Raw genomic sequence first — 10692 nt, 5'->3', positions numbered from 1 at the left:
ATCCCAGTTACCGGGCCAGGCCGAGAAAGACCGCGAGCGACTGCTCAACAGCCACCATCGTTTCCGAATCAACGCGCCCTATCCTGTGCCCAAGATTGGATCGGCGCACGGTTGTGAGCTTGTCGACCATGATTTGGCTTACTCGATCCAAACCGTTCAGTTGGCCCGCGTCAATGGTTAGCCTCAGCAGTGGAGCATCCGCGAGGTGCGACGTCAGGGGTAGGAGAGTAACAGACTCGGACTCGGCAAAGAGGTCGTCCTGGACGATGAGTGCCGGCCGGGGTTTCTGGGCATAAGTTACGCCGGATACCGTCCACAACTCGCCGCGGTTCACTCCGGCCAGTCTTCTGAAATCTGTTCGACGAAATCCTGGTCGTCTGTAGCGCGGTCAGCGGCTGCGGCGGCGCGCGCCTGCCGCTGGGCCTCGCGCTTGAACTCGTCTGTGCGCGCATCCGGCACCCACATCTGTATTTGACGAAAGCCACGCTCACGCATGGCTATCCGATGCCGCGCGACACGGTCCCTAACGCTCATGGAATCAACGTTACATGTAACGCACCCCTCTGTCAGCAATCACTTTCTGTTGCGCAAATCGCGCAGTTGCAGTTGCGCTAAACGCGCAGCACCCCATATGATCTACATCATGCTTCGAGCCGAGCGCTCGGCTCCTTTCCCCCGACAACAATGAGGTTGCTACATGTCTGTCCCGATCAAGGCCACCATGGAAAAAGTTCCTGGCGGCATGATGCTGATCCCCCTGCTCATCGGTGCCGTCCTCGGCACTTTCGCACCGGATTCGGCCAAGTTCTTCGGCTCCTTCACCGGCGCGCTCTTCACCGGCGGCACCACCATCCTCGCGGTGTTCTACGTCTGCATGGGCGCGAGCATCGATATCAAGGCCACCCCGTACATCCTGAAGAAGGGCGGCGTCCTCTTCGGCAGCAAGGTCCTGTTCGCCATCATCATCGGCGTCGTCGCCGGCAGGTTCCTGGGCGAACTTCCCATCGACGGCGGAATCCTGAGCGGCCTGTCTGTCCTGGCGATCCTTGCCGCCCTCAACGACACCAACGGCGGCATGTACATGGCGCTCATGGGCCAGTACGGCAAGCCCAAGGACGTAGCCGCCTACTCCGTGATGACCTTGGAGTCCGGCCCCTTCCTGACCATGGTGACCCTCGGCGTCGCGGGTTTGTCAGCCTTCCCGTGGCAGGCCCTGGTGGGCGCCATCATCCCCCTGCTCCTCGGAGCCATCCTCGGCGCCCTGGATCCTGCCATGCGCAAGTTCCTGTCCTCCGCGGCCCCCGTCCTGATTCCGTTCTTCGCCCTCGCTCTTGGCTTCGGTCTGAACCTGGGACAGGTAGTCAACGCTGGCCTGCTCGGAGTGGGACTGGGCCTGTTCGTGCTGATCGCCGGCGGCGCCGTGCTCTTCTTCGCCGACAAGCTGACCGGAGGCTCCGGCATTGCCGGCCTGGCGGCAGCCACCACCGCGGGCAATGCAGCCACGGTTCCCATGCTGGTGGCGGCAGCCAACCCGGCCTACGCTCCCGCAGCCGGACCCGCCACAGTGCTGGTTGCCGCGTCCGTGGTGGTCACCGCCATCGGCTGCCCCCTCATGGTCGCTTGGTACGCTAAGCGCCTGAAAGCCAAGCAGACCGTGGAAACTCCTGAGGTGTCCCGAGCAGTATGAACACCACCGCAGCCATGCGCTGGGCGATCATCGCCGACGACCTGACGGGAGCGGCGGATGCCGCCGCAGCCTACGGGCCCACGCACCGCAGTTCCGTCGTCCTCGACGTCGACAGCACGTGGCCCGCCGCCCAGATCCTTTCGGTCAACACCGAGAGCCGCTACCTGGCCCCGGCGGAAGCAGCCAGGGCGGTCACGACGGCGGCAGACCAGTCTCTGCGTCAGCACCGGCGGGTCTTCAAGAAGATTGATTCGCTGCTGCGAGGCAACGTGGGCGTGGAAGTTGCGGCAACCTTGGCGCGGCTGACGCAGGGCCGCGGCAAGGGCCTGGCGGTGGTGGCTCCGGCGTTCCCCGGCACGGGACGGACCACCCTCGGCGGCATCGTGCACGTCAACGGTGTCCCCCACACGGCAGGAAACTTCGACGGCGACGTCGCGGCGGCGCTTGCCGCCGGCGGCCTCACCGCCGAAGTGGCCGGCACCAGCGGACGCACGCCGGAGGAACTGGCGCGGCACCTGAGGGACGTGCAGGACCGCGGGATTGACGCCGTCGTACTGGACGCCGTTTCCGATGCTGACCTGGAGGCCATCGCTGCCGCTGCGGGCCTGCTGGACTTTCCGGCGCTCCTGGTCGGGTCAGGCGGCTTGGCAGGGCACATCGCGCCCCGCGACGAGGCTGCAGCTGCGCGGAATGCGCAGGTGCGGCCCGTCAGCCGGACCCTGACCGTGATCGGCAGCTACTCCGGCCTTGCACGGCAGCAGACCGATGCGCTGGTCGCGGCCGGCGCCGAACACATCACCCTGGACCACGCCACCCTGGATGACACGGCCGTCCCGCGCCTGGTTGCCCAGGCAATGGCCCGCACGGACGTAGTGCTGACGCCGGACCCGATGGGGGCCGTGGACAAGTCGCAGGCCCTTGTGGTGGCGGAGGCCCTGGCCCGTGCCACCGCTGCCGGCATCGGGCACTGCGACGCCCTGGTCCTCACGGGCGGGGAGACGGCCACGGCTGTCCTGAAAGCCCTCGGCGCCGACAGCTTCACCGTCCTGGGGGAGATCGAACCCGGCGTCGTGATGAGCCTGCTGCCCGGGACACTCCCCCTGCTGGTCACCAAGGCCGGCGCGTTCGGGGACGCCGGCACGCTGGCCCGGACCACACGATTTCTTACTGGCACCACGACTGAAATGAGTATCAAATAATGGGACGCCCGATCGTAGCCATCACCATGGGTGACGCCGCCGGCATTGGCCCGGAAATCATCGTCAAGGCCCTGGGGGACAGTGAACTCCGGTCCAAGGCACGGATGCTGGTCGTCGGTGATCTTCGCCGGCTGCAACTCGCCGCGGACGTCGTCGCCAGCGCGCTGACCCTGCGCAAGGTGTCCGCACCGTCGGAGGCCCTGTTCGACGAGGGCACCATCGACGTGCTGGACATCGACTGCATCCCGGAGGACCTCGCATGGGGCGAGCTGTCTGCCGCAGCCGGCCACGGTTCCTACCTCTTCATCGAGAAGGCCGTCCAGCTGGCCATGGACAAGCAGGTGGACGCCATCTGCACCGGGCCGCTGAACAAGGCGGCGCTGCACGCCGCCGGCCACAAGTTCCCGGGCCACACGGAACTCCTGGCCGAGCTGACCGGCACCGAGGAAGTGTCCATGATGCTGACCGCGCCCAAGATGCGCGTCATCCACGTCACCACCCACATCGGCCTGATCGACGCGATCGCCAAGATCAACGGGGACCTGGTGTACCGGACCATCAAGCGCGGCTATGAGCTGCTGCGTGCCTCCGGCATCGAGAACCCGCGGATCGCCGTGTGCGCCATCAACCCACATGCCGGCGAGAACGGCCTGTTCGGCTACGGCGAGGAGGCGGAGAAGATCCAGCCGGGCATCGAAAAGGCCCAGGCGGACGGCATCGATGCCTTTGGCCCGCTCCCGGCGGACACCCTGTTCTTCCTGGCAGGCCGCGGCGACTTCGACCTGGTGGTGGCCCAGTACCACGACCAGGGCCACGGCCCGGTGAAGGTCCTGGGCCTGGAGAACGGCGTGAACATCACCGTGGGCCTGCCCGTGGTGCGCACGTCCGTGGACCACGGCACCGCCTTCGACATCGCCGGCAAGAACATCGCCGACCACGAGTCGCTGCTGGAGGCGCTGCGGCAGGCAGTGGATCTGGCGCCGGCACGCGAAGAGGCTCTGTAGCGTCAACCAGAAGGACGGCCGGTCAGCGTAGGATTGCTGACCGGCCGTTTCGCTGACCCCTGGCTGCGGGGACACGTCGGGGGCCGGAACTAGCATGGGTACCACTGCCACCGCCATGCCCACGGGAAGGAGACCGGGAATGCTGAGCGCAAACGCGCGGCGCGAGGAGATCTACCACCTTGCCGTGACCACCGGCCTTGCCTCCGTGGAGGAACTCTCCGCCCGGTTCGAGGTGACCGCGTCCACCATCCGCCGCGACCTGGCGTTGCTGAACGGGCAGGGCCGGCTGGCCCGCACCTACGGCGGGGCGATGGCCCTGGGCGCGCACCCGGAGGCGTCGCTGCGGCAGCGCACCGGCGAGGCGTTCGAGCAGAAGCACGCCATCGCCCGCTGGGCAGCTTCCGTGATCCGGCCCGGGGAGAACATCCTGCTCGACGCCGGCTCCACCGTGGGTGCCCTGGCCCACGAACTGCGCGGGTTCGAGAAGCTGTCCGTCACCACGCCGGGCATCAACACCATGCAGGAACTCGCCGAGTCCGAGGGCATCGAGGTGGACTGCCTGGGCGGCCGGCTGCGAACAGTTTCGCAGAGTTTTGTGGGACCGCTGGCCGAAGCGGCGCTGGAGCGGATGAGCTTCGACCGGGTTTTCCTGGGCGCCGACGCCGTCACCGCCGAGGACGGCATCTGCGAAGCCGACCACGCCCAGACCCGGCTCAAGGAGCTCATGGCCCGCCGCGGCCGGGACGTGTACGTGCTGGCGGACTCGTCCAAGCTCGGGCTACGGCCGTTCCACGCTTGGGCGCGGCTGGCACTCCCGTGGACTCTGGTGACGGACGACGGGGCCGACCCCGCCCAAGTGCAGAAGTTCCGGGACGCGGGGGTCCAGGTTGAGGTGGCCTCCGTGGAAAGTTGAGGCAAAAGCGATGACCCTCTTAATTGAGGTTCTTTTTCCTCATGTCCATCCATATCAAGATGTCGGCCAGGCGTAGCAGTGAGAGGGTCCGGCCATCGGTTGTCCGGACTTCCGAAGCGAGCTCGGACATCCAATCCCTGTTCTCGCAGATATCCTTCCAAAGCGCCCCGCGGAGTAGTCGAGACTCGGTGTCCATCACGCTATAGAAGCCACGGACGTATGAGTCGTTGAGCGGTACAACGTGGGGACGACGGCGATGCAAAACCTTCGAGACGGTGGTGGGAGTCCAGTACGGTACATGTTCTGTTGCTGCATTTGCGGCAGCCAAACTAACTACACACTTCTCCAGATCATCGATGGAGTCGAAATCTTCAAACGACGGAGCTTCGGCTAAGTCCGAAAGAGCTGTGTCCAGCTTTTGGCGCAGTTTCTGCGCTGGGCCGTCTCCGACCGCGAAAAGGGGCACGACTTCTTGCCAGCCCAGTTTCAAGCTCAGCAGATTTGCCATCAGTACGTCGGCTGGTGAGAGAGGACTGCTCAAATCCGACTGGACATCATAGGTTGTGAAACTGAAAAGTGAAGTCGGAGAGGTGTAACTGGCAACTACTTCGCCCGCCGTTGCGCGAAGTTCTGACAATCCCCTACTCATAATAGGTACCCCCGTGGCCTTTAACTCGTTGCAGATCGGTCTGAAAACGCACTTGAGATAGCTTACGAACGATTCATATGGTGGCCGCGGTGCCATTCAAAATATGCGCGGGAGTCGTTTGCGAAAGAGGAACAACGCCGGTTGAGGAGTGATTCCAGCCTCCCGTCCACATTGGTTGAGCGGCGAATCCCCCGTTCGACAATTCCATTGCTGCCAACGACGACGTAGCCGAGCTCGTATAACGCGTCGCAGCCGAACAAACATGCAAGCATGGCGATGTTGAAGGTGTCCATGCGTTCTGCTTCCGTGCATGCCCACCTTGGTTTGATGTGGGCCCCCACTAGCAATTCCTCCGGCAACGAAGAGCCACAGAGGCAGCAGACGCTGCCCCATCGTTGGATCTGTTGGCGCCGCAGGAAGCTTTGTTCCGCCCGCACAGCAGTGAGAGCCAGCCGGTCACTGCTTCCTTGGACGGGCTGAGGACTCACTTCAACACTCGAATCCTGCACCTTCTCCACGGGCTTCAAACCTGCAAGGCCCAGTACTGCTAAACCAGCAGCTTTGCTAATTGGAAAAAAATACCCGCGGCGAAGAGTGCCATGCGCAGTTACTGGGCCAAAGCCCCTATCGAGCTCTTCAAGGACTTCGCTTCGTCCCACCTGAACTTCCCGTACGGGCTCAACCAAGACCAGGTTTCCAACAGTTTTCGTCGAGCTCTCGAGATAGCCACGCGGAGGATAGGCCAGCTGCGGCACCGTGGCCACACGGCTAACAGCACGAAGTTCCGGGCTGTCGTAGTGGAACACGATGTCGCCCAGGCTGGCGTTTTGCAGGCTAAGCCAGTGATCAACCCGTTGTCCGTTTTTTCCAACCAACGGAGCCCAGAGGGTCCGATCCTCGAAGACCGGATCAAAATTCTGCGATTGATTAGCCCACCAGAAATTGGTTGAAGAATCCACTTGCACGACGTCATTAGGTTGGGGTGAAGTCTCACTCCTGAGGTCCACCAGCGTGTAACCGAGCCGCTGCAGTATCGCGCGTGTTTCATCTCCGCCCGACAAACGAGGCACCGCCTCTTTGGAACAAGCAAACTGCAGTTGGTAGGCCATAGCCAACAGCGGTTTGCTATCAATGCGTTGACCTTTATCGAACACAACGTAGCGGTTGGACTCCTTGAACTTAGTGCGCTCAATGAATGTTTCGCCGCCTAAGTTATGCCACATTGCAATTGCCCGAACGACGCTTTCACGTTCCAAGTCGAGCCAAGTCCTTCTCACAATCGGCACTGCCCCTTCTAAGACCATGCTTTCACTTTGATCACTTCTAGTTATGGCACTTGTTGGCAAGCCGATGGGCGAGGCCAGCGCCGGAGTTGGCCCCGCCCTGGAGCATGAGCTATATGCCCGCGCCGAAGGAGATGATAGTCGGATCTGCCTTCCTGTAGGCCGAAAAATCAACTTCGCTAAAAGCAGCTCCGGCAATCGTGGACTTTGCTGGTACCAAGAAAGCCCAAGTCATGTTGGATTCGAAGCCAGGCTGCAGTTGAGCATTACACTCCGGGTTGTCTTTGATCTTATAAATGTTCTCGATCGGACTATAGACCTGCGATGAACTGTTGAAGACCTTTATGTCTATCGGATAGCTACAGGTGAGATCTATTGGCGCTTTCCCGTTGTTTGTCACGACGGCCTTTACCACTACGTACCGTCCGCCGGATTGAGCGGGTACGTCCTCGTAGGTTTCAAAACCGCTGCCAGAACGATAAGTGGACGTGTTTTGAGTGACTGTCGGTGACGACACAGCCGACACCACTTTTATTTGTACCCCACCGTTCGTGGCAACATCTCCAACCTTGGCGAACGTCGGCTTCGGTGTAGGGGTGGGAGTTGGACTTGCACTTGGACTTGGGCTTGGAACCTTCTTTTCAGCTACGGCAGTCGCAGACGGTTTAGCTGTTGATGACGGCGCTGGCGTGAAGGCAGGAGTCGTGAGTGGTGATCCGCAACCCGCAGTGACCATGAGGACACCTGCCATGGCTGCGAGAACTCTGAATTTCATAAATCCCCATTTGATAAATACGAGTTGATGGCCTGTCTGCTTAAGCCGGGGCTGATCCGCTTCAGGGGAGATCGCAAGCTGCGCGCACGCAAGTGCGTCTCTGCTCGTGGTGATGACAAATGCGGTCAATTCCCCCAAGTTGAACAGGCAGTGCAAGCCGTACGAGTGACATGGACTGCGCACCGCCAATCCTTTCATTCCAAATCGACAGCGGGCCTTCGTCTAACGCAGCTTTGGATCAATATTTGCTCAAGGGTCAGCTAGGTATCCTCTCGGAAGTTAGCAGAGTCGTCTTGAGCGTGGTTCACGACACTACAGACACCCGAACTTGGGGCTTTCGGAGGACACCACTTACGGGCTTGAGGCAAGCTATACCCATCGCAGCCTGACGTGTACGTGCTGGCTAGCTCCTAGAGACTTGGACCCCGGCCATTCCCTGCCTAATCGGCCTTGGCTTTGCCGGAACGTTGGTTACGGACGACTGCGTCAATCCCGCACGGGTGCAGACGTTCCGCGACGCGGGGTACAGGTTGAGGTGGCCTCGGTTTCCGGCTAACTTCCGCAGGGTAGGCTACTTCGACAACGAACTAAAACCCTGAACGATATGGAGACAGGCATGCACGCCGTGCTCGAATACACTTACGCCGACGACTACCTCGAAAGCCGCGAACAGTACCGCGCAGACCACCTCAAGGCAGGGTGGGAGTCAGTCGAACGCGGCGAGCTTCTGCTGGGCGGCGCTGTTGGCGAAGTCCCCACCAAAGGCCTTTTGATCTTCACCGGCGACAACGCGCTCGAGGCCGCCAAAGCCTTTGCAGCCGCAGACCCTTACGTCATCAACGGCGTCGTGACGGCGTGGACTGCCAACCCGTGGACAACGGTCCTCGGAAACGAAGCGGCCACACCTCTGCACCCATAAGTCCCAAGCTGTACCGCAACGGTGCTTGTCGAGGTGCCGGTCCCGGCCGACTCGGCCATGTCCCTGCTCACCCGGTACTCCCGGCTGGCTTAGCCCGGCCAATCCTTCGGCTCTGAAGCTCAGCAAAAATTGAGCTAAATCTGGGACATCGGCGTGCACGCCGCCTATAGGATTTGCTGGGCATCCCGAACCTGGGAAGCCCGGCAAACAAAAATGGGGGGGAATCAATGCCGGAACTCGGCCGCATCTACTGGACCCGGCAAGGCCTTCGTTTGGCTTACTCTGCGGTGCTGATTTGGCTCGCCGCCTCGGTGATGACGGCTCTCATGGCAAAGGGAACACCGGTTTCCGGTTCGGGGCCATCCGTTGCCGCTGAAGTGTTGCGAGGCATGATCGACCGCGTCGTCTCCTCAGCTGTACTTCCAATCGTGTTCGTGGTCTTGCTCGGCGTCGCCGCAGCCGTCGCCACCAGCCGCGACGTGCGGCGCCGCGACCCGGTCCGCCGCTTCACCCGCCAGCAACGCCGTGAAGGGATGCTCCGCGCCGGCGGCCTGTGCGAGTTGGAAGCCGGGTTCGGGCGCCGCTGCGGCCGCCCGGCCGAGCACGGCGACCACTTCTATCCGTGGTCCAAGGGCGGCTCTACGAGTCTGAAGAACTTTGTCGCCGCATGCGCCAGATGCAACCGCGCCAAGCGTGCCAAGATCCCTTCCCCCACCCAGCAGCGCCGGATGGAGCGACGACGGCGGGAGTACCTGCCGCCGTCGGTCTCCGTCACCGTGGGCGAACGTCAACCGCTCCATTAACGCAGGTAAATCGCGACGAGCCCTGGAGCTACGGCGGGCGTCGTCCGTTCATCCAAGGCACGTCCGCTATCGGATGCTTGGCCTCCACTCTTTTTACGAATACAAACTAAACCGGGACTCTGACGGACACCGCTGGGAATAGAAATAGGCGCATACTCCCATATGAAAAGCCCATCATCGGCACGTTTCCCCCTCTCCAAGCCCCGACTCGGTCCGAGGAGATTGTTAAGTGACCAAAGATGACAGTGCTTCATCTACTCAAAAATCAAAAGCGAAGCGACAGAACCCTGTACGTGATGAGGGCGAGAAATCACTGGCGCACAAATTTCCAGAACTGGCGGCACAATGGAATAAGGACAAAAATACGTTTCCTCCGACACACGTCAGACCGGGAAGCAACCGGCCGGTTTGGTGGATATGCGAAAAAGGCCATACGTGGTTAACCCCGCCGTATGTTCGAGCGAAGGGTCACGGCTGCGCCACCTGCCAGGGAATGAAGCCCAGCGAGAAGAACAACTTGGCTTTTGTCCGTCATGACCTTGTCGCAACATGGCACGACGAGCGAAATTCAGTCGAATTACGCTTGTCCCCTACGGAGATAACAGCCCAATCCAATCGCAAGGTGTGGTGGATATGCCACAGGGATAACAGCCATGAATACAAAGCTTCTCCGGCCGCGCGCTTTCGAGGCAGTGGGTGTCCGTTCTGTGCTGGGAAGCAAGTCGACTCTTCCAACAGCGTCGCCGGGGTGAGGCCACTTCTAGCGACGGAGTGGGATCCGGAAAACGAAAAGGGACCAGGCGAAGTCGCCTACGGGAGCGACTACAGAGCATCTTGGATTTGTCGAGCTGACTCATCACACAAGTGGGAGGCTGTAGTCAGTTCCCGTCCGGCAGACGGAGCAGGGTGCCCGTTCTGCAGCGGCAGGCGTCCCACCGACGAAAACCGTTTGAGTATCAACCGACCCCAGCTCGCCCAGCAATGGCATCCAACCAAGAACGGAAAACTTACACCTGCAGACGTGTCCGTCGGAAGCAGTCGACGCGCATGGTGGATATGCCCGCAAAACTCTGAGCATGTCTGGTCAAGCTCTGTTGTTGCTCGTGCTCGGGATCAGGACGGCTGTAAATGGTGTGCACCAGCAACGCGCTCCAAAATCGACGTTGCTCTCGCATGCGAGTTCGAGGCAGCCTTTCCCGGGGACGTAGACCCCCAACAGCAGAAGCGCCTCGACCTAGGAGACTGCTGAACTAATCGGCGGATGTGGGGCGCGTCGACTGGACTGGTGGGTCTGGTGGTTAAGACTTGTCATATGCAGGGACGCGAGGACGCGCAACGCGGGTATTTGGATGTGGAGGCATTGGCCGGGGAGTTGTTGGCTCCGGGCAGTGTTTTCGCTTTTCTGGCCAAACRTCGGGGGCGGTTGTTTCCGGATTCGATGATGGAGGATTTGTTTCCGT

General features: G+C 61.5%; 12 protein-coding genes. 7 read left to right on the top strand and 5 right to left on the bottom strand.

Annotated elements, in window-relative coordinates; genetic code table 11:
- Positions 1–7: 7 nt before the first annotated feature.
- Both AC1DIP_RS19180 and AC1DIP_RS19175 read right to left on the bottom strand, forming a co-directional pair.
- On the bottom strand, positions 8–334 hold the full coding sequence (locus AC1DIP_RS19180; protein ID WP_477734711.1) for a type II toxin-antitoxin system PemK/MazF family toxin: 327 nt from the start codon (positions 332–334) through the stop codon (positions 8–10).
- Positions 331–534, bottom strand: coding sequence for an antitoxin MazE-like protein (locus tag AC1DIP_RS19175; protein ID WP_477734710.1), 204 nt, complete (start codon positions 532–534; stop codon positions 331–333). The genes AC1DIP_RS19180 and AC1DIP_RS19175 overlap by 4 nt, the downstream gene beginning before the upstream one ends.
- 163 nt (positions 535–697) lie before the next feature.
- Between AC1DIP_RS19175 and AC1DIP_RS19170 the strand changes: the two genes are divergently transcribed.
- The 4 genes from AC1DIP_RS19170 (at position 698) to AC1DIP_RS19155 (ending at position 4803) form a co-directional block, all read left to right on the top strand.
- Positions 698–1687, top strand: a complete 990-nt coding sequence (locus AC1DIP_RS19170; protein ID WP_477734709.1) for a 2-keto-3-deoxygluconate permease — start codon at positions 698–700, stop codon at positions 1685–1687.
- The gene (locus AC1DIP_RS19165) at positions 1684–2886 is read left to right on the top strand and encodes a four-carbon acid sugar kinase family protein (protein ID WP_477734708.1); all 1203 of its coding nucleotides are present in this window, start codon (positions 1684–1686) and stop codon (positions 2884–2886) included. Before AC1DIP_RS19170 ends, AC1DIP_RS19165 begins: the two co-directional genes overlap by 4 nt.
- Positions 2886–3890: a 4-hydroxythreonine-4-phosphate dehydrogenase PdxA gene (gene pdxA, locus AC1DIP_RS19160; RefSeq protein WP_477734707.1), complete on the top strand. Its 1005-nt coding sequence runs from the start codon at positions 2886–2888 to the stop codon at positions 3888–3890. The genes AC1DIP_RS19165 and pdxA overlap by 1 nt, the downstream gene beginning before the upstream one ends.
- A 139-nt stretch (positions 3891–4029) precedes the next feature.
- Positions 4030–4803 carry a DeoR/GlpR family DNA-binding transcription regulator gene (locus AC1DIP_RS19155; protein WP_477734706.1) on the top strand — a complete coding sequence of 258 codons (774 nt, stop codon included), beginning with the start codon at positions 4030–4032 and terminating at the stop codon, positions 4801–4803.
- A gap of 19 nt (positions 4804–4822) precedes the next feature.
- On the opposite strand, the gene AC1DIP_RS19150 is transcribed toward AC1DIP_RS19155, so the two are convergent.
- From AC1DIP_RS19150 to AC1DIP_RS19140, 3 genes are all read right to left on the bottom strand, one after another.
- Positions 4823–5452, bottom strand: a complete 630-nt coding sequence (locus AC1DIP_RS19150; RefSeq protein ID WP_477734705.1) for a DUF6308 family protein — start codon at positions 5450–5452, stop codon at positions 4823–4825.
- Positions 5453–5514: 62 nt separating this feature from the next.
- A complete protein-coding gene (locus AC1DIP_RS19145) occupies positions 5515–6708 on the bottom strand; it encodes a ScoMcrA-related endonuclease (RefSeq protein ID WP_477734704.1) in 1194 nt (397 codons plus the stop codon).
- Between the two features lie 139 nt (positions 6709–6847).
- Positions 6848–7639 (bottom strand): DUF4352 domain-containing protein, encoded by a 792-nt coding sequence (locus tag AC1DIP_RS19140; protein WP_477734703.1) that lies wholly within the window; start codon positions 7637–7639, stop codon positions 6848–6850.
- A 487-nt stretch (positions 7640–8126) separates the two neighbouring features.
- On the opposite strand from AC1DIP_RS19140, the gene AC1DIP_RS19135 reads away from it, so the two are divergent.
- The 3 genes from AC1DIP_RS19135 (at position 8127) to AC1DIP_RS19125 (ending at position 10481) form a co-directional block, all read left to right on the top strand.
- Complete coding sequence (locus tag AC1DIP_RS19135; RefSeq protein WP_477734775.1) at positions 8127–8429, top strand: YciI-like protein; 303 nt, start codon at positions 8127–8129, stop codon at positions 8427–8429.
- Between the two features lie 272 nt (positions 8430–8701).
- On the top strand, positions 8702–9232 hold the full coding sequence (locus AC1DIP_RS19130) for an HNH endonuclease (protein ID WP_477734702.1): 531 nt from the start codon (positions 8702–8704) through the stop codon (positions 9230–9232).
- A gap of 229 nt (positions 9233–9461) precedes the next feature.
- Positions 9462–10481, top strand: coding sequence for a zinc-ribbon domain-containing protein (locus AC1DIP_RS19125; protein ID WP_477734701.1), 1020 nt, complete (start codon positions 9462–9464; stop codon positions 10479–10481).
- Positions 10482–10692 lie beyond the last annotated feature (211 nt).

The sequence above is a fragment of the Pseudarthrobacter sp. 05T312 genome (assembly GCF_056396685.1).
Note: the sequence above shows the minus strand (reverse complement) of the source record. Positions and strands in the feature narration are given on the sequence as shown.